Raw genomic sequence first — 17972 nt, forward strand, 5'->3', positions numbered from 1 at the left:
CCCCTGTCTTCGCCGAGATGGCCCTGCACGGCTACCGCTACTCGCAGGACGTGGTGTGGGAGAAGCAGAACGGCACCGGATTCAACAACGACCGCTTCCGCCGCGTGCATGAACATGCCGTCCTGTTCTACCGGGGGTCTTGGGCTGACGTTCACCACGAAGCCCAGGTGACCAACGACGCGCGCGCTCGTGTGGTGCGGAAGAAGGAGAAACCGGCCCACTGGCATGGGGCAACCGGGTCGACCACCTATGTCTCTGAGGATGGCGGCCCGCGCCTCATGCGCAGCGTTCTGCACGTGCGCAACGAGCACTCCCGTGCCATCCACCCCACCCAGAAACCGCTCGAGCTGCTGCTGCCGCTGATCCGCTACTCGTGCCCGCCTGGCGGCGTGGTGCTCGACCCCTTCGCCGGAAGCGGCAGCACGGGAGCGGCGGCAGCGATTGAGGGCAGGGATTCGGTTCTGATCGAGAAGGACCCGGCTACCGCTCAGGCCGCCACCCAGAGACTCGACATGGAAGCGCCGCTGCTACGAGGCGCCACCCATGGCTGACCAGCTGCTCACCGCCGCGCATCTCGTTCCAACGCTAATGAAACGGAAGCCTCCGCTATCGGCGGATATGCCAGGTATCACCGACCCAAATCACATCCGTGATTCTTCCCAGCTCAATTTCAGCCATTTCGAGAGCCTCCTCTTGAGTACGGCGCTCCACGTCCTGCGAAACCGCGTAGCAAACATGCGGATGCTCGTACTCTTCGCCGATTTTTCTGAGGCGGAAAGCGGGCTCGTAAAAAACTGCGCCAGGCTCCTGCGGCACGGTAGTGGCACGAACAGCAAACCCCATGATCTCCCGCTCAACCATTTCGGTGCCCCCTCGTTGTGTACAGCGGATGGTAGCCCCAAACATCCACGAGTAGCAGCATGAGCCCTTCAACACTTCCAGTAAGCCCGGCCGCAGTGGTCGACGCCACCATGGCGTCATCGCCGGTCGCTGCGGCGGTCGCCGCCATGCGTCGGATTGACCCGGAGGGCGGCCCCGTCGCCGCCGACCAGGTCCGCGCCTGGGCCGACACCCTGATGGCCGAGCTCTACTCGTCCCATGTGGCTCGCTGGGAGTACCGCCACAAGGACGACGTTGGCCCCGGTTGTTGGATGCAAGCCGATGCCGCGCAGGTCTGCTACGCAGATACGCGCGGCCTGGTCATCCGCGCCCTGTTCGACAAGCCACGCGTGCCGCAGCCGGAGAAGGAACACGCGTTCAAGAACCGCACCTGCACCAGGTGTGGCGACTCCGAAGACTGGGCAGGCCCTGACTGCATGCCGACGGCGCAGGCGGTCGATCCGCGCAGCCGGCTCCCGTTCGATCCGCGCTGGCTGCTGCAGCCGTTGCAGTGGCTGATCGACGCCGGACCTATCCCCGTCAACAGTTTTGACAGGCGTTTCAGGGCCAAGGAAGCGGCGTTCATCCGGGACCAGCTGAATGCCTACATCCAGGAGTGCGAGAAGCCATGACACAGCGACAGATCAGCCATCCCGAAGGGCTGCCGCCCTGCGCCGCCGGCCACCGCGCGCGCCACATCCACGACATGCGCTGCACCAGCGCCAGCGGTGGCCACCTGGTCGAATGCTGCTGCAGATCGACCGGCAAGAACGCGGACCCCGATGCAGCGCTGGCCGAGTGGCGGCGGATCAACCGACCAGCGCGGAGCCCGCGCGCCGTGCCGACCGCTCCCGGCAACATCGTGCAGTTCAAGCTGGGTCTGGCCGAGCAGCTACCAAAGCCGCAGCGCGCGGCAGGAGGCAACAATGGGCGCGGCTGAAAAGTTGGAAGAGCTGCTGTCATTGGACCGCGTGCGGCTGATGACCGGCATGGGCACTACCTTCATTTACGGCGAGATCAAGGCCGGCCGATTCCCGCGATCAATTCGCATCGGGCGGCGGGCACTGTGGATACAATCCGAGGTGCAAGGCTGGGTTCAGCAGCAGATCGCCCTGAATCGGCCTGTGCAGGTGGATGGGTAAGCGGGCGGGTAGCAATAGCTGAGACAAAGAAAAAGCCCCTGTTTCTAGGGGCTTTTCGAAAACTCTGGCGGAGAGAGTGGGATTAAACGTCCCAAGCCCCAACCCATTGATCTTCCTAGAGAACCCAGACCGGAATGTGTCCTAGTAAGTGTCCTGGAAGTCTGCGCCAGGCGATCCCCGCCAGTCAACGTAACAGCAGATGGCGCTCCAAGCCCGCAGAGGCTCATCTAGACGCGCGATCTTCATGTCGAGTGCGTCCCTCACTCTGGCCAAGGATTGATCATGCGCGTCCTGAGATAGGGACCAAACGCGCTTGGTTGCCATCGCAGCCTCGGCTAATGGTCCGTTCATCATCCCCATCGAGGCACACTGTCGGCCGTAATTACGATGCCGATCTCATCTCAGCGTAGGCGAGCCAGGTTGACATTGCCGTAATTAAGCCATATAAAAGCCGTATAAAAGCAGGAGACTGATATGAGCGAGAAAACCAAAATCACGGTGAATTTGTCTGAGGAAGTCACCTCAGCGCTCAAGAGCATGGCCCAAGAGCGCAGCACAAGCGTCACAGAGGTGTTGCGTCACGCCATCAGCACCGAAAAGTTCTTGCTCAATGAGGTCAAACAGGGCGGCAAGGTTTTGATCAAGGACCGCGACGGCAACATGCGAGAGTTGATCTTCCGATGATCGACGATGGCCTCCCTGTAACGGATGACGCGGATGGCACGGTTGTAGAGCTCACTGAACTCAATGAGCTTCACCTGGGCGAGATAATCGCACCTCCGCAGCCGGTCGATATTTCGGATTTGCCGACCCAGCAAACTGAGCCTTATAACCCTGACAAAGCGTTGGATCACGCGCGGAAGAATGTCGCTTATTTGCTTATTTGGCTTCTGGTTTTCGTTTGCGGGTTTACGCTGATTGCACTGGCATCCGGTGCGCCCAGCGAAGTGATGTTCCATGCATTGGAGCTCCTTCTTAGTCCTATCACTGCCTTGGTCGGGGCCGCGACGGGCTTTTACTTTGGCACACGCTCGAGCTAACGCCCCGGCTTGGTCCAAGCCAGTTCCAAGTCTGATGACAGACTGCCAGGCCTGGACGCGTTCCGTCTCAGCTCTGCTTTAAGAACTGATTGGCCGTTGGCTAATCGGCCCATAAAACTACGCGGCGAAGCTTGCCTATGCTTTCCGTATGCGACTGAGGGAGTGGGAGACCTCCACCCTCCCTTAATCTGCCTACAGAACTCAAACCGGATTGTGCCCTGGTAAGTGTCCTTGGAGCCTACGGCCGATGTAGACGCTGATGCAACGTTGTGCGCGGGGTAACAAGTCGGCTAGATACCGGTACGCCGTGGCTAGCGCCCAGCAGCTCACGAGCGCTCTCGTGGCTGCCGTCCCTGCCCTAGCCCGGCCGCACAGCGAAGACGTGACATCAAACATTGGACCGCTGGGCTTTTTGGTGGTTCGAAGGAAAGCCGGATTCCTCTGGGTCTTTATATTTCCATTGACAAAGACGCGTCCTTTAAAGAGGGTTCTCAGGATTATTCGTTCGAGGAAAGCCCACAAAGCGCAGGCAACATTCTTGCCAACCTCCCCGATGACCCACTGCTTTTTTGCAGTGCGATGATTAGGTTCCACGACCCGAGCACGGGTGTCCAGATTGTTCAGGTGAACTGGATCAACAGCACTGGACGCAGCGTCAGTGCTTACTTTGAGCTCCGTGTTGAAGGACACGATATGATCATCTGCCGTGCCAACTCTTTCGAGTCTATCGGGGCGGACGCGAATGCCGAGATCGCAAGGGTTAGCTATCAGAAGGCTCAACTGGCCGAGGTGATTCCTTACCCCGAAAAATCCGCATTCCCCGACCAGGCCCCACGACATCGCCCGGTCTACCTTCCTCGAACCTAAGTTGCACCAACGGTGCGCGCGCGATGATGGACCCTGTGACAGTTGTTGCGCTTTGCTGCCTCTCGCTTGCAATGAGCACACGATGATTTTTAGCATGGCAGCCGATTTGTTTTTCGGCCGGGTCTCCGCGCCCCCTGTGTGATCCATTTCCTATCTGAGCACTTTTGGCTTTTTGCTTTTCATCTTTTGACATGTTGTTCTGCCCCATTAGAGGCAATCACAACTAAGGCACATGCAGTGGCTGTCAATACCCGCGCAACGCAGCAGCGTGCCGGTGGGCTTCTAGCATTCCGCTCCCAATCTGGACGGAGTGCTCAACGTAGAGGGCAGGACATTGAGGTGAAAACGCTCGAATGCCCTCAGTGAAGAACTAGTGCACGCCACAAGCCAACCAAGACGCGCTGGATCTGCCGCTCGGTCAGTCGCGACTCCATCACTATGGCCGCGAGCACCTCTCCGCTCACCTGAGAGTCTTCCAGTCTCTTAGCCCCCTTTGTCCAGGAAGGCTGAAATGATGGGTACAGACGGTTTGCTCAACGGCACCAAAGGCATAGGCATCCGCAGTTGACGGCCGATCGCCTAAAGCCTCCACCGGATGGATCAGACCGACTTTACGCACAACAATGGATCGGCGCGCGGAGCACACGCTCATTCTTGACTAGAAGCCACGTCAATCTTTGCCTGGGCCAAGCCAAGTCGAAGGGTGAAATGGATAGCGCTGGCGGCGGCGCTGTAGGCAGCCAGGGCACCGAGACCCGCAAGCAGTCCTAGCGAACCTGCCGCAGCCCAAGTCAACCCGTACGAGCGGATCTCTGGCTTGAGATCCAGCCCGAAAACCCGCTCGCACAAGATCCAGAACAGTACCGCCCACACAATCGCCATGAAGCCGCGCAAGGTTCCGGTCCAGGCCGTGCTTCTGGCCAAGGCAGCCTCAAGCGCGCCTTCCAGTGTGGTTAGTGACCTTTCATTAAGTCTCTGCTCTCCAATGAAGTCAGCGACTCGGTCAACGGCGCTCTCCTTCACGTCCAACAGTGCGATCCGGCTCGGCGGAGACAGAACGACGCACGCTCCCCCAAAGAGCAAGCAGAGCGGCGTGAAAGACCAAGTCGTGGCACCTTCCATCACGGAAACATAGACGAGAAACGCGACGCCTAATAGCAAAGCGAGCCCCAAACGCTTTGAGATCAGCTTCCCCCCAGCCAGCATTAGCTCCAAGCCGTTCCACGTGACATCCATGAGCGTGGCAAGCTTTGCATTGCTTGGGTATCGAGGCCGTCCGCCCGTTACAGCCGCCTCGGCGGCCCTTAAGCAGCCTTGCACCAGGGGCAACATCCGCAAGCTATTCTTGGTGCCCTCCTCCATCTCGGCAACCTGGACAGTTGGTCGCGACGTGGGCGTCTCCGCTTCAATTTCCATCGGGCTCTTCTCCTAACATCAAGGGGACCAGGAACCCAACCGTATGTTGGAACGCGGGACACGGTCCAAATGAATAGAACGGCTGGATGAAATGACACTCCGTGCAAGTTCGGCTATGGCACTGAGCGGCGCCCAATACTGCTTTGGGCATGCCATAATCGGCCTGATCCTAGAGAACTTGATAGCAGCCATTGCAAGGCGCTCATAGCTTTGCAGGTGCACCCAGTGCGCTGCCTGCTTAGCGCCATCCGACCCAACCATAGAGCGGGACCTGTCAGATCCCACTCCGAAAGCCCATAGCCCACTGGCTACCTTTTAAAAGGCTCATAACCGCATGACCAAGCCGACGCTCGATTCCATTCTTTCCGCGAAACAGAAGCTTCAAGACGAGCTGCAAGCACTTGACGCGCAGGAGGCTCAGCTGCGCCAGGAGCAGACCTCTGATGCTCACGCTGAGATCGTGAGCCTCATCATTCAATACGCCAAGAACTTCAACGCTAAGCAAAGAGCTGAGATTTCATCCTCGCTCGCGGCGAGCACCGGTCAGCCCCGGAAGGGTGCGGGCCCGAAGAAAGCCGTCGCCGCCAAGTATTGGCTGCCTCACACCCAAGAGACTTGGTCAGGCCGAGGCCGCACGCCGAGGTCATTTGCTGCTTGGGAAGGCACGGCCGCATACAAAGAGTGGAAGTCCAAGCACCCTGACGAGAAGTTCCCCGCTTATCCGGGATAAAAGTCAGACGCAAAGATCCCCGGCGACGGGGATCTTTTTTTGCCTGTGTTTTTTCCAAGCCGATTAGAACGTCGGCCGCCGTCCTCGCATCTTATGCTCCCAGTTCCCGGTTTCGTCGGCGCGGGCTGGTGGTGGATCGATATCCGGGTGCGGACTACTTGAGACGGTTGCCGCGCTCGGCTCCATGAAGTGCCGGTCTAGGACATTCCGTGCGTCATTCATGCGTTTCCGAGCCTGGTCGATGCGCCAGCGCTGGATCGCCGCAATCCTCGGTGACACATGGGTCTTCGCGCGGTAGACACGCTGACGGGCGCGCGTCGCTGCTTGCGTCTTCGGTGCATCGGCGTGCTCCGATAGCTTCGCCTGAGCATCAAGGAGCGCCATCCGCGCCCGATGCGGCCGCGCCATCATGTGCGCATACTTGGCCAAGGAGCGGGCCAGGACCTCAGTGTCTTCAAAGGTGAACGCTTTGCCTGCGTAGTCATCGACACGCCGGCACAAGATGCTGGCATGGGCAAGTTGGAACTCCGGCTCAATTTGGATACCCGGGATGCTTCGGAGTAGCTCCAAAGAATCCTGAGCAACTTCTCGCTGTGCTTCAAGCCAATCTTCAATGAGCTTGGCTTCCGCATTGAGCACCTCGGCATCGCGTCCTGATGCTCTCGTGATCCGCTGCACGCGACTGAGATTTAGGGTTTGCCGGCTGTAACGATCGAAGCTTCGCGCGGCGATGGGCCGGCGATCCAACAGACGCTCCCGCACACTATTCACGACATCACGCGGATGTGCCTCCCCCGCTTGCTGCGGTCTGAACCCGGCCGCTTTTGCTTGATCGCGCAAGGCAGCGGCGTGGCTATGGCCCTCTGGCACGTCCGGATCGTTTATCAGTGCTGCTTGGTGTGCCGAGATGGTGGCAACAAGCTTCATCGCCGCATCTTTGCCGCCAAGGCCCTGGACAGACCAAGTCAGGCGGTTCTTTCGCTCTAGGGCTGTCTTGACCTTCCCATTGTGCCTGCCTGGCGTGCGGGTCAGCTCCCGAGCACGTTCAAAGTTGCCGTTTAATGCCGCTTCTCGCGCCTGGGTCTTCAATTTTCGAGGATCAACCCGCTTTTGGATGCCGGCGATGTCGAGATGCCTGTTGATGGTGGCTGCAATCGCTAAGCGCAGCTCCTTGACGGCATTGCTGCCCTGCCCTTGCCGCCCATCGAACTCAGCAGCTGCGCGCTTGCCAAAGCCTTCTGGACCAACTTGCCTGGCGGACATCAAAAGATGCACATGATGGTTGCGCTGGTCGCCGTTCCGGCTGGGCGTGTGGATCGCCACCAAGACGGCGACCTTATAGCGATCCACCAAGAGCTGCCCCAGGTCCAGAGCCAAGCCCTTCCGTTGTGCTTGATCTAAGCTCTGCGGGAGAGCTACCTCTACTTCCCGGGCGACTAAGGCGTTCTTGCGTGTCTCGGCGGCCTCGTTGGCGTTCCAGAACTTTTGCGTGTCCAAGCACCAGGCCGGAGCACCCTTGGGGGCGAGCATCTGGGCGTGATCAACGCCGTGCCGGCGCGAGTAAGAGTGCGACAGCCCGGTCGCCTCGTCGACGAGATCAAATCCAGCGCGATACGCTGCTGCTGCCACTGAGCTATCGCCTTTGCCTCGGCCAAACGACTTCATATGTGAGTGATAAATTGCCACGACTTCTCCTATTCATTTTTGGAGAAGCCAACAAAAGGCCATTTGCGTTATTCGTCTAGGCCTTCATAGCACCGGCGATTTCGTGCGCGAAATCACAGGGTTTTGCCTTGCTTTGTGGACCGCAGAGCGGGACACGAGGAGGCCAACGGCCTCCGCACTGCCGGCAGGCAGCGCACGGAATTTCGAGAATCGAAAATTCCATCAGTGCGCTCTTGCTTCTTTGACTTGGAGGTTCCAGCGAAGAGGCTTAACGCGCCGCGATCGGGCTCACATTTCGAGGACGAGACGGGCGTTTGACCCGACAGAATAATGTGAACGAAACATGAATTGGACCTGTTCATATGGATCGTGCGTGGATGAGTGCGCGCCGGCGCAACACTATCGCGAACTTTGTTTTCCCGCCTTTCGCTGCAATTCCGCCACGATTAGGCGCTGTTCTTCGAGTGGGAGCTTGGCCAATGCCTTGATTGCCTCTGCGATCTCATCCGTTTCCGCATAGAGCGCCGCTAGTGGCATGTCCAATGCCACCGCAAGACGCTTCGCAGTTCGCAAATCGCATTCGCGCCCCCCTTTCTCGTAACGGTTGATGCGGACCCTGGCCACGTCAACGCTCAACCCGGCCGCTACGCCGAGTGCCTCCTGGGTTAAATCGGCCGCGAGTCGAGCTTGTCGCAGGCGATTGGCAAAGATTAGGGGAGCGCCGTCCAGTTCCAAAGCGTGACCAAGGGTAGAAATCCCTAACGATCATGAAGTCTCCTAGTTGCGCAGTCTGTTTCCTTTTCGGTAACATCATCGCGTATCAGGAGCAAGGCCGCCAGTACCGGGCTTCTCGCTTCTGAGCCGAGGTCATCTACCCCTCCATCTCTAGGAATTTCCATGTTCAAGGCCCGCGTTGCGGTCGTTGGTGCGCTGATCCTCGCTCTAGCCGCCTGCTCAGGCGGTGGTCCCTCGCATGACGACCGTCAGAACGCTTTCTTGCAATACGTTAAAGACAATAGCAACGACAAAGCCAAGATCAGGGAGTTTGAAAGCGGCAAATGCGCGAAAGCCGAGGGCACCCCGAGCTACGACTGCGCTGTGTCGAGCCAAGTCCAAGCCATGGACCGCGACTTTGGGAACCAGATGGACGGGGTCTACACGTTCACCGAAATCGGTGACACCTGGAAGATCACTGGCCGGGTCCAGTAATCCGCTGATCGATCTATCGCCCCCTTGCAACCATGGAGCTCGAATGACCGTCGGAACCTTCTTCCTCTTGCTCGTCATTGCAAGCGGCGCTCTTGTCGCCCTTGGCGTAAGCAGGGCCCTCAAATTCCGTAGCGATCGCGCAGCCTTCGAGGCGAACTTCGATCGATCCCATTTCGATAGGAGCAACGCTTTGGCGCTGTCGGCGGCGCGTTCGAGGATCAAGCTGCGCAGCACCAGGGAAACCAAGATCTATCCTCTGGCGGACGTGAGAGCCTGGGAAAAGCATTGGCACAATTCCAAGCACGTGGGCACTTTGACGCTCAGCGTTCGCGATGCGGACCATCCTGTGTGGACGATCAAGTTTGCTAGCGAGAGCGAGATGAATCGCTGGTATGAACTTTTGAACCAAGCCATCAACGACAGAGCGACGCTGTGACACTCAGGTTGCAGGCGCGGAATGGGGGTTGACGGAAAAACGTTCTCTGCTACGAATCAGGTCAGGCCACCAATCGGATTCTTCGCATGAAACAAGACTTGCCCCGCTCACCGACGCTCCTGGACGAACAGGAAGCTCAACTGCGTCATGCTCACGTGGAGAGCTGGATTGCAGATCAACATGCTGCCGGCTTTGGCGTGGACCAGCATATGGCCAACGCACTCCATGCCTATTTGGACGGTGTTGTGGCACTGCCTGAGCTTTTGGCGGAGCTCCGTAGGCCCTACTTGCACTGAAACGCCCAGGGCAACGGTCAACCACAGCCTCAGTCGAAGTAGAGCCGTTCTCTGTTCAATTGAATGAAGGCGGCTGCAGAAGCGTCCCTTCGGCGTTGCTGATCCTGAATTGTCATTGGGGCGTTGCGGCACTCATTCCTGAGGCACTAGGCCGGCATCGGCGCAGCAAGGAGGGCGGATGAGACCGCCCTCCTCTCCAACCTTTGCCCAGGGGGACTTATTTGCCCAGGTAGCGCTTGACGTCCTTGGCCATGACGCCGACGGCGGCCACGGCCTCTTTCAGCTTGGCCGGGGTGACATCGAAGTGCCGGGACCAGTCGCGCAGCTCCCAATCTTCGTTGACATTGATGCGGATTCCGTCGGGCGGACCGCGCTTTTCCAAATTATCTGCCATTGAAAAATCTCCATGTCGCCTCGAAGTGTGAGGCGCTCCACAGTCCCGCCGCCTTCTGCACTCGTCCAGTCGGGTTAGTCCGCTTTGCGCGGTAGGTCTTCCCCTACCCGCCTATTGGGCTCTAGAGCCGCACCAGGCAGCTCACTGGGTAGCACCGGGAGTGCGTCAGTGGCAGGGCTGTACGGGAGCGAATGAGAAGGTATACCGGCAACCATGGGGAGCGCCCTGGACTGTTCACCTCGGGCTCGCCCTGCCGTGTGACCCGCTGGGACCGGCAGAAGCTTGCCTTCCTTGCGATAGCGATCCAGGAGTTGCTCAAAGCTCACGTGCCCGTTGCCAGGATTGCTCTCTCCACGACGCAATTCGAGGCGCTTGGCCAGGCTCTCGGGATTGGGCTCAATCTGGGGCTCGCCTAGACCGAGATGCGCATTTATGCGTCCAGAGATCATTGCTCGAATCCAGAGCACCTCACCGTAACCGTTGATTCTTCCGTCTAGGACGCGCGTCTTGGCTGCCAGCCCAGAGGCTTCCATGCGCCTCGTCGTCACCAGGACGTGGGCGTAGAAGTAGCGAGGATCGTCCTTGGTTGGCCGGTGATGGCTCGCTTGTAGCGCAAAGCCGTATCTCTCGATCAGTGCATGCGAAATGTCGAGAACAAGGTCCCAACGCTCGCGGTCGTCGAGCTCGTGCGGCAAGGCAATGGTGAGGTCGCGGCAGACGGTGCTGTTCCGGCGACGCTCTGCCGCTTCAGCCGCCGCCCAGAGGCGCTGCGGGTCATTGACCCAGGCAGGCGATCCCGCGGGAGCCAAGCAGCACGCTTGGATGATGCCAGCCCTGCCTCGGTAGTCGTGCTTGATGCCTGATTTGGGGTCAATAAGCAGAAATCCGCCCCGATAGGCAGCCGCTGCGAGGGCGGAATGGCCCTTAGCTCGGCCGTACGTTTTTATGCGTGTGTGTTCGATAGTCATGAAGCTTCCCGTGTCTTAGTCCATTGGTTATGGCTCAAGATTCAGGAAGCGCAATAGCTTGAAAACCCTTATTTTTAAGTGCTTTCGTTGCCTAGGATGGATTCACTCTCGTGATCGATCAACAGCAAAAATCCGACCAAGACTGACGAACGGTCGGGATGGATGGCACAGCTCCGCAGTCCACTTTGCGTATCGATTGACCGCCCCTCTTGGGGCCTCACCGAGGCACTTCCCATTGATGCCGAAAGCGAACTTATCAGGGCCGCCCCATCGCTCTGGCATGCCGCCAATGAGGATCGGTCCGGACGCAGTGACCGACAGAGAAGCCGTTTCGAATACGTCACGCGTTGGCATTACGCCGGCGGGAATGGCAGGGAACCACGCGAAGGGCTCAGCCAATGTGAGGCAGCTTTGCATTGCTTCGACCCCTTTGAAGAGCGTGCCCACTCGCTCCCCTTGAAGCATGATGAAGCTGGGGACGGGGGCGCCTTCTGAATGTTCGTGGCTAACAAAGAATGCCCAAGCCTCGCGAAACCGAAAAATGCTGCCGGGGGCAAGATCTTGTGGCACGCGTTCTGCGAACGCCTCTGCTGGCATGAACATGGATCACCTCGATATCTGAGCGCAACATGCTGCTGGATCAAGCCCCTTAGGGAAAGGACTTTGGAGATACACATGGCGACATCGTCGACATACCCCTCAAGCGTCTTATGAAGACCATTGGCGCCGAAGCAAGACAAGCAAATCCTCCACCAAAGAGTGGAGCTGAACGCGTAGAACTGCACGCTGATGATGCGCGGGCCTCAGCGTGACAGGCGCTGGCGCTTCACCCCATCGCATGGCCATCGACATGGACTGGGGACTCTGCTGATGCTCGGCGGTCGTTCGCCAGGTAGCGCCATCGTTGCCAGTGATCCGTACCGCGACAACCAAATGGGTCAGTCTCTCGGTGGGATCGACGTGCGATAGCAGCCAGTTGGCAAAGGTCAACGATGCGGTGAGCTGAGATTTAACCTCCTCCTCCAAGAGCACCATTGAACCCATGCTGCCAGGCGCAGGGGGAATGGGCAGGCGTATTTGGATGTCTCCCGTGGGCCAGAGAGCGATTTTGGCGTCCACGTGGCCGTGCCGTTCTTGAAGCAGCACCAACGTCTCCCCTTGCATGGTCGCGCGCGCGCCATGCTCAGAACTCAGGATGCGCGGGTTGGCAAACATGGCGCGCTGCTTGATCTCCTCGCCAAGCGTGGACACTTCCATCTGGGCTGGGCGGAGGATGCTCTGCTCGGGACCCACCGCAACAACCACCTCCAACGCGTTCCCACTCATGCGCTGGTTCGTCTCGCCTCCGCAGAGCGCAAGTGCCCGAGCGAGCAAGGCATCCGGGTTGAACGGGCCAACTGCGTTGGCCAAATCGTAATCGTGAACCGCTTGGACCACCTTGTCGGAAAGCTCTTCGAGCGTCTCAAAGTGAGCACGGAAAAGCCCCGCTTCCCACGTGCCAAGCTCATTCACCAAAGCCTGTTGCTCGGTCTCGAGCTCTTCCCCAGCCTTCATAAAGACCATCAGCGACTTGCTGCCTAACGCCTCGCGCACCTCTTCGTGAGTTGCAGACAAACCAGACGCTTGTTTGGCGCCGTAGCGCGCGCCAAGGATTAGAATCACGAGATCGGCCTGCCGCAATCCCGTGAGGCAGGCGATCTGGGGCGAGTTGGGCTGCGCAGGGAAGTCTTCGGCCATCACCGCTTGGTGCCGAAGCGTCGACAGTGCTCGCCTAACCACCGCTCGCTCGGCCTCCATCCCGCTGATAAGTGAACTGATAAAAACCTTCATTCAGAACTCCGTGGGGTAAGAGAGCAGCCAGATTTCCAAGTTACCGAGGAGCATTCCCAGTCTAGGTCTTCGCCTGGCGAAGCTCCAGACGCTTCTCTGCCAGCTCAATACGCGCTCGTTGGCGTTCGATGTATGCGTCGCCCTTGCGCAAGCGAATCAACATACCGAGCGGATAGATCACGCACCCATAGATCGAAAAACCTAGGACACCCAGTCCTGGAGCGATCCACTTCGCCCCACCCGTCATGAAGGCAAAGAGGGTGAGCATGATGGCGATCCCTAAGATGCCAAAGCAACAAAGAACCTGGATCAGAAGGAACTGCAAGACATTGAGCCGATCTGCGCTGAGCTGCTCAATTTTCCTCAGCTCGGCTCGATTGATTGCCAAGCCCATTTGTTCGTTCCAGAAGCTCACCTTTCCGTAGGCCCAACGCGCCAGGAAAATCACTATTGAAGCCGCTACCCCGCCGATCACCGCCTGCGAAAGCCAATTGTCCATGTGTCATCCAAATAGTCGGGAAGAGAGATAGAAGTGAACTGCTCCGTTTTGAGTCAACGGACCATGAACGCTGAGGGGCGACGTAGGGTGCCGGTATGCCGGCACCCTGGATGAAGCATCAGCTGGTATGGCACGCATTGGCGCAGTAGTAGCAGCCGTTGATGCGGCTCTGCGGCCAATTGGCTTTCGCAGCAGCCACGGCCTGCCTGCAAGTCAAATGAGATCCCAGACTGATCTGGTTAGCCGCCAACGGCATGTAGGTGCATCCAGTAGTGGTGTTATGCACCTCATGGTCGCCGTTGGTCTGGGGGTTTTGGTTGATGATGAAGTTCGGCAAAGCGCTTCTCCTGAAACTGACAGCAGCTAAGAGGTCGGCGGCGCCTTAGCACCACCGACCGTCACTTACTTTTCCTTGCGCACGCCCTTGAAGGGCGTCTTGTCTGCTTTGACGTCCATGAAGCGCCCGGTGCCAGTGTCGCGCTTGACGAAATTGCCGGCCGGGGTCTGTGTTTGCGAACGGTTGCGCACGGCGCCATTGCGGTGACCGTCGCCTTTCGGTGGATTGGTAGCCATTGAAGTTCTCGGTAGTTGAGGAAGAAAAGCACAAGAGGCGACAGGTCCTGACCGTTGAAGACGGGGCAGCGATGCTGCCCCGCACATCACCTGACTACACGTCAGGAACCCAGATCGGCCAAGCTTTCAAGCCCGCAGCAGAAGCGTGGAGCTTCTTGCCGTTCTTCAAGGTAATGACTGCCCGGAAGATGAGCTTGTAGCCAGGACGAGGGGTAGCGGTCGTTGTAGACACGGCCGGTGGTCCTCTTGGTTGAGGGCGCTCATCCGACAACTTCAAGACTGGTGTATTGACACTCTTTTGCAGAGCGCTATACTTTTACGGCTGTTTGCGAGGCAGCCAATCTTAAAGACCCCACCGGCTGAACGCCTTACAGGTGAGGTTTTTTAGCTTCATGCAGTGACCTTCTGAACCACTGCATGTTGTGTTGATAGAATTATCACCCCCTATATCTTGGGCTCGACCATCCGGTCGGGCCCTTTTGCGTTGGACTCTAGCACAGCATGTTGGCGAAATGTGAACTCAGTCACGTTTTTATAGCGATATTTTTTGTTCGGTGCAGCGAATTTCAGGACGATATTGCCTGCCTCGTTCGCTCCTGTCAAAGCTTTTGTTCGGTATAGTGGCACCTGGCGCTGTGCCGGCCTTCAAGGAACTGTCGATGCCCACCATTTTTGGCAATAAAATCAAGAACCTAAGGCGCGAAAAGGGTTTCACGCTTGACTCGCTCGCTGACGCCGCTGGCATGAGTAAGAGCTATTTGTGGGAGTTGGAGAACCGAGAGTCCCCTCGCCCGTCGGTTGAAAAGCTCGCCGCCTTAGCTAAGGCCCTCTCTATGGATGTGTCCTATTTCCTGGATGAGGAAGCGACGAGTCCTGAGGAGCGACATCTGGACCAAGCGTTCTTTAGGAACTACGGCGAGCTTGACTCAACCGCCAAAGAGCAGATGCGCAGGATCATGGAAACCTTCAAGAAGTCCTAACTTTGCCAAAGGATTGGCCGATGAACGCTGATGTGCTTACTCCCTCCAAGGCTGCCTACCGTCTGACGCATTTGCTCAACGCAATGTCGGCGGCGCACGGGGACCCGCGTTTTCCAGTTGATGTCGTGGCTTTGGCCAAGGGGGCGGCGGAGATCTTTCACTGGAACGATCCCATCACCAACGTCGAATCGGCCGACATCAAGTCCTTTGAAGGCGCACTTTTCGCGAACGACACGCGCAGCAAATGGATGCTGCTTTACAACCAGACATTGAAATCCGCTGGTCGCATCCGCTTCACGCAAGCTCACGAGCTTGGCCACTACCTGCTTCATCGACAAGATCGCATCGACTTCCGGTGCGCCACGCAAGACATGGTGAGCCTGACCGAGCAAGAAGCATCAATGGAAGCCCAGGCCAACGCCTTTGCCGCAACGCTTCTGATGCCCCTGGATGACTTCCGCCAAAGCACCCAGGACGGCGCCGACTTTGGGGTGCTCGCCGACTGCGCCGATCGATATGGCGTCTCGCTGACTGCTGCTGCATTGCGCTGGATCGACCACACCGACCATTGCGCAGTGCTCATTTCTCACACCGATGGCTTCATCAACTGGTCGATCTCGAGCCGATCGGCACGGGCTGGTGGCGCGTTCTTCCGTGCGCGGCAAAGCGCAATTGCCATCGGTGAGGACACCTTAGCTGCCAACGGCCAGATCGTGCACGAACGACTGGGCGTGGAACTTCCTGCTAGCGCTTGGTTCAAGCATGCGGAAAATGGACTTAGCCTTAAAGAAATGAAGATCAGTGCCGACCAGTTCGACTACACCCTGACACTCCTAGTTTTGCCTAGGGGTTCAAAGGTTTGGGCGCCTCGGCAATATTGACCTCTAGCGAAACTTAGGCTTGCCCCTCGATTCTGAGGCGCTGCACTAATCAGCCTCGTGAATCTGCACGATCTCTAAAATGGGCCTCACGTCTACCGTCTCTCTCCCTGTATTGAAGCTCGAATAAACGGGATTGGTGCACGACCTGCTTGAAAGTGCGGCATCCGTACTTCTCCGGCAGCTGATCGGGCTCGCACGCTTGAATGTACCGCTGCGCGGCGGCAATGGACGTCCAACCATCCACGGACAGTTCGGACATCGCTTCCCGGAGCAGTCGAACGATTCCTGAGCTTGGCCAATCGACCGAACCATCTGGCGCATTGCCGTTGATCACCAGGTCGCGGAATACCTCAGACTGGACAAATTCGGCGACAAGTTGGCGCGCTTGCTCCATGTTCTCAGCCCAGCTGCGCAACTGCTCGAAGTGATGATCAATGCGGCAGTAGGTGGTGAGCAGCGCCTGCTCGGCGCGCGCACAGCCCGGCACGGTCCAAACGTCGTACTGGTCGATGAAGTGGTGGACCAAGTCGTTCCGGAGCCTTACCAGATCTTTGAGATCCGCTTGGGTCCGCTCAAAGTCCTCAGCGCCCATTTCAAGCCGGAGCTGCATTCGAACCGTCGCCGCCTCTCCAGAATCAGGATCGGCCAGGTCGGTGTCGCGACCAGAGCCATTGACCAGATAGGACCCTATAAGTTTCCCGACCAAGAGCCCCAAGCTCTTTGTTGACGCATCAGCAATACGAGCGGACCGGATGGCGTCCAGGGACGATACGGGTCCACAGATCTCGTGGTGCGCCACGATGGCTTTGATCAAGCGCTCGTACTGCTGAATGCGAAGAAGGCACCGGCCCAAGAGCCGCTGCACCTCCCGCTGGGGAACTCGCAGTAGGTCAGAGGGAGAAGAGTCAACCATGCAATTCGGCTCCATGCGTATGCAAGACTATCAAGACGGGCTTATCGATTCACAGCCGGCATCAAATCTAGGCCGCGAAGCGCTGCTGCTATGCATCTAGACAGATGCCTCCAAGCCTAAATTCGACGGCCTCCAGGCGACCGACAGTCCCCCTGATCCACATTGCTCCGCTGGCGACTAGTGCCGTCGCTACACATCTAGGCACAGGGGACGCTGACACTACGCGCCTTGGTTATTCCAGGATCCGGCGCTTTGACTGTCGAAGAACTCCACGGGCACCGCACCCAAAGCGTCCCGGATGATCGGAACAACCCGATTACAATAAATTTGGTCTCCGCCATACACTGAGACCGCCACGCGGCGGATGCCAGTATCTCGCATCCGCTGAAGCAGGTGGATGTCCTGATCACCCAGCCCCCATCCATAAATGACGAGCGTCTCGCGCTCGCAACCCAGCACCTCCCGATAAACCGTTGAGAGGTAGTAGCTGTTCTTGATCGAACTTACCTTCTGCTGCCAAGTTCCTTCACTCACAAACAATGGCACTACTTCCTCGCTCCGCCAGTGCGTTAGAATCGATTGAAGCAGACCAGCATCGTTGCTGTGGATCTTGAATTCCTGCTCTACGCTGTCGCGGCACAACGACAGATTCCCGTGAGGGTAGAACACTAGTGTTGTAGAACGCTGCCCACGAATAGGCGCTCTCAATCTGCGCCAATCATCTTGAAATAGCCCGTCTGCACCGAAGCAGTCCTTAATGGCATGCTCGTCATCTTGCTTATAGCCATGCATCAGGGCCCAATAGACGATGAGGTCGTAGTTCAGCGACGCAACCGTGTCGAAGTGCTTGAGAAACTGGTAAATCGCAGGCAAGTGTTCCCTGACCTGGTCGAACTCGGGGTGAATTGCTTGCACACTTTGAATGAGACACTCTCGAACCCCCAAGTACGCCTTACGTGTTCGGCTGTCCTCAATGCTCAATGATCGGTTGACATTCGATGCCTGCCATACGATGCGCAGGATCAATTCGAAGTCCGTTGTCTTGAAGAAAGTGAATAGCTGCTCTACATCAGAAGCCATGAGCTTGCTTGAGCTCGCCTCCCCGAGTAGCGATCCATAGGAGAAACTGGTGCTTACTGCAATGCTTGCGCCATTTCCCAGAATGGCGGTTCCTCGATAGTTAGACGCAATGTCCGACCACTGTCGAATCGCGTAGGTCATAGATGCCAGTCCACTGGGGAATTTCCTACATCA

25 protein-coding genes are annotated in these 17972 nt (G+C 58.0%); 12 read left to right on the top strand and 13 right to left on the bottom strand.

The window, feature by feature from the left end; all coding sequences use genetic code 11:
* Positions 1-17 precede the first annotated feature (17 nt).
* Positions 18-551 carry a DNA-methyltransferase gene (locus ACEF39_RS12705; RefSeq protein WP_500285311.1) on the top strand — a complete coding sequence of 178 codons (534 nt, stop codon included), beginning with the start codon at positions 18-20 and terminating at the stop codon, positions 549-551.
* A 55-nt stretch (positions 552-606) separates the two neighbouring features.
* On the opposite strand, the gene ACEF39_RS12710 is transcribed toward ACEF39_RS12705, so the two are convergent.
* A complete protein-coding gene (locus tag ACEF39_RS12710; RefSeq protein WP_500285312.1) occupies positions 607-861 on the bottom strand; it encodes a hypothetical protein in 255 nt (84 codons plus the stop codon).
* 59 nt (positions 862-920) lie between these two features.
* Here ACEF39_RS12710 and ACEF39_RS12715 point away from each other — a divergent pair, with 59 nt between their 5' ends.
* The 5 genes from ACEF39_RS12715 to ACEF39_RS12735 all read left to right on the top strand — a co-directional run bounded on the left by ACEF39_RS12715 (position 921) and on the right by ACEF39_RS12735 (position 3061).
* Positions 921-1511: a hypothetical protein gene (locus tag ACEF39_RS12715; RefSeq protein WP_500285313.1), complete on the top strand. Its 591-nt coding sequence runs from the start codon at positions 921-923 to the stop codon at positions 1509-1511.
* On the top strand, positions 1508-1819 hold the full coding sequence (locus ACEF39_RS12720) for a hypothetical protein (RefSeq protein ID WP_500285314.1): 312 nt from the start codon (positions 1508-1510) through the stop codon (positions 1817-1819). The genes ACEF39_RS12715 and ACEF39_RS12720 overlap by 4 nt, the downstream gene beginning before the upstream one ends.
* Positions 1806-2021 carry a helix-turn-helix transcriptional regulator gene (locus tag ACEF39_RS12725; protein WP_500285315.1) on the top strand — a complete coding sequence of 72 codons (216 nt, stop codon included), beginning with the start codon at positions 1806-1808 and terminating at the stop codon, positions 2019-2021. Before ACEF39_RS12720 ends, ACEF39_RS12725 begins: the two co-directional genes overlap by 14 nt.
* A 474-nt stretch (positions 2022-2495) precedes the next feature.
* Entirely contained in the window at positions 2496-2705 is a 210-nt protein-coding gene (locus ACEF39_RS12730) for a hypothetical protein (protein WP_104613909.1), read from the top strand.
* Positions 2702-3061, top strand: a complete 360-nt coding sequence (locus ACEF39_RS12735) for a hypothetical protein (protein WP_440558884.1) — start codon at positions 2702-2704, stop codon at positions 3059-3061. The genes ACEF39_RS12730 and ACEF39_RS12735 overlap by 4 nt, the downstream gene beginning before the upstream one ends.
* Before the next feature lie 1515 nt (positions 3062-4576).
* Here the strand turns inward: ACEF39_RS12735 and ACEF39_RS12740 are convergent.
* Positions 4577-5344, bottom strand: coding sequence for a hypothetical protein (locus ACEF39_RS12740; RefSeq protein WP_500285316.1), 768 nt, complete (start codon positions 5342-5344; stop codon positions 4577-4579).
* A 334-nt stretch (positions 5345-5678) separates the two neighbouring features.
* On the opposite strand from ACEF39_RS12740, the gene ACEF39_RS12745 reads away from it, so the two are divergent.
* Complete coding sequence (locus ACEF39_RS12745) at positions 5679-6074, top strand: H-NS histone family protein (protein WP_440558888.1); 396 nt, start codon at positions 5679-5681, stop codon at positions 6072-6074.
* Positions 6075-6137: 63 nt separating this feature from the next.
* On the opposite strand, the gene ACEF39_RS12750 is transcribed toward ACEF39_RS12745, so the two are convergent.
* On the bottom strand, positions 6138-7760 hold the full coding sequence (locus ACEF39_RS12750) for a MobA/MobL family protein (RefSeq protein ID WP_500285317.1): 1623 nt from the start codon (positions 7758-7760) through the stop codon (positions 6138-6140).
* Positions 7761-8138: 378 nt separating this feature from the next.
* Positions 8139-8474 carry a helix-turn-helix transcriptional regulator gene (locus ACEF39_RS12755; RefSeq protein WP_478436660.1) on the bottom strand — a complete coding sequence of 112 codons (336 nt, stop codon included), beginning with the start codon at positions 8472-8474 and terminating at the stop codon, positions 8139-8141.
* A gap of 162 nt (positions 8475-8636) precedes the next feature.
* Here ACEF39_RS12755 and ACEF39_RS12760 point away from each other — a divergent pair, with 162 nt between their 5' ends.
* The 3 genes from ACEF39_RS12760 to ACEF39_RS12770 all read left to right on the top strand — a co-directional run bounded on the left by ACEF39_RS12760 (position 8637) and on the right by ACEF39_RS12770 (position 9680).
* Positions 8637-8948, top strand: coding sequence for a hypothetical protein (locus ACEF39_RS12760; RefSeq protein ID WP_500285318.1), 312 nt, complete (start codon positions 8637-8639; stop codon positions 8946-8948).
* Between the two features lie 43 nt (positions 8949-8991).
* Positions 8992-9384 (top strand): hypothetical protein, encoded by a 393-nt coding sequence (locus ACEF39_RS12765; protein WP_500285319.1) that lies wholly within the window; start codon positions 8992-8994, stop codon positions 9382-9384.
* An 86-nt stretch (positions 9385-9470) separates the two neighbouring features.
* A complete protein-coding gene (locus ACEF39_RS12770; RefSeq protein WP_440558898.1) occupies positions 9471-9680 on the top strand; it encodes a hypothetical protein in 210 nt (69 codons plus the stop codon).
* Between the two features lie 217 nt (positions 9681-9897).
* On the opposite strand, the gene ACEF39_RS12775 is transcribed toward ACEF39_RS12770, so the two are convergent.
* The 7 genes from ACEF39_RS12775 to ACEF39_RS12805 all read right to left on the bottom strand — a co-directional run bounded on the left by ACEF39_RS12775 (position 9898) and on the right by ACEF39_RS12805 (position 13944).
* Complete coding sequence (locus ACEF39_RS12775) at positions 9898-10074, bottom strand: DUF3606 domain-containing protein (protein WP_159496210.1); 177 nt, start codon at positions 10072-10074, stop codon at positions 9898-9900.
* Between the two features lie 74 nt (positions 10075-10148).
* Positions 10149-11042 (bottom strand): MobA/MobL family protein, encoded by an 894-nt coding sequence (locus tag ACEF39_RS12780; protein ID WP_500285320.1) that lies wholly within the window; start codon positions 11040-11042, stop codon positions 10149-10151.
* Between the two features lie 102 nt (positions 11043-11144).
* Positions 11145-11645 carry a hypothetical protein gene (locus ACEF39_RS12785; protein ID WP_080114862.1) on the bottom strand — a complete coding sequence of 167 codons (501 nt, stop codon included), beginning with the start codon at positions 11643-11645 and terminating at the stop codon, positions 11145-11147.
* A gap of 105 nt (positions 11646-11750) precedes the next feature.
* Positions 11751-12872, bottom strand: a complete 1122-nt coding sequence (locus tag ACEF39_RS12790; protein ID WP_500285321.1) for a DUF4062 domain-containing protein — start codon at positions 12870-12872, stop codon at positions 11751-11753.
* 61 nt (positions 12873-12933) lie between these two features.
* Positions 12934-13371, bottom strand: coding sequence for a hypothetical protein (locus ACEF39_RS12795; RefSeq protein WP_500285322.1), 438 nt, complete (start codon positions 13369-13371; stop codon positions 12934-12936).
* A gap of 118 nt (positions 13372-13489) precedes the next feature.
* Positions 13490-13708: a hypothetical protein gene (locus tag ACEF39_RS12800; RefSeq protein WP_478436664.1), complete on the bottom strand. Its 219-nt coding sequence runs from the start codon at positions 13706-13708 to the stop codon at positions 13490-13492.
* A 65-nt stretch (positions 13709-13773) separates the two neighbouring features.
* A complete protein-coding gene (locus ACEF39_RS12805) occupies positions 13774-13944 on the bottom strand; it encodes a hypothetical protein (protein ID WP_019184226.1) in 171 nt (56 codons plus the stop codon).
* A gap of 659 nt (positions 13945-14603) precedes the next feature.
* Between ACEF39_RS12805 and ACEF39_RS12810 the strand changes: the two genes are divergently transcribed.
* On the top strand, positions 14604-14924 hold the full coding sequence (locus ACEF39_RS12810) for a helix-turn-helix domain-containing protein (protein ID WP_500285323.1): 321 nt from the start codon (positions 14604-14606) through the stop codon (positions 14922-14924).
* 20 nt (positions 14925-14944) lie between these two features.
* Entirely contained in the window at positions 14945-15805 is an 861-nt protein-coding gene (locus ACEF39_RS12815) for an ImmA/IrrE family metallo-endopeptidase (RefSeq protein WP_500285324.1), read from the top strand.
* Between the two features lie 49 nt (positions 15806-15854).
* On the opposite strand, the gene ACEF39_RS12820 is transcribed toward ACEF39_RS12815, so the two are convergent.
* Together ACEF39_RS12820 and ACEF39_RS12825 are read right to left on the bottom strand one after the other, a co-directional pair.
* The gene (locus ACEF39_RS12820) at positions 15855-16616 is read right to left on the bottom strand and encodes an OST-HTH/LOTUS domain-containing protein (protein ID WP_500288021.1); all 762 of its coding nucleotides are present in this window, start codon (positions 16614-16616) and stop codon (positions 15855-15857) included.
* Between the two features lie 321 nt (positions 16617-16937).
* Positions 16938-17939 carry a DUF4917 family protein gene (locus tag ACEF39_RS12825; protein WP_500285325.1) on the bottom strand — a complete coding sequence of 334 codons (1002 nt, stop codon included), beginning with the start codon at positions 17937-17939 and terminating at the stop codon, positions 16938-16940.
* Between the last annotated feature and the right edge of the window lie 33 nt (positions 17940-17972).

It is taken from the genome of Stenotrophomonas indicatrix (assembly GCA_041545745.1).
In the GTDB taxonomy this organism is placed as follows: domain Bacteria; phylum Pseudomonadota; class Gammaproteobacteria; order Xanthomonadales; family Xanthomonadaceae; genus Stenotrophomonas; species Stenotrophomonas indicatrix_A.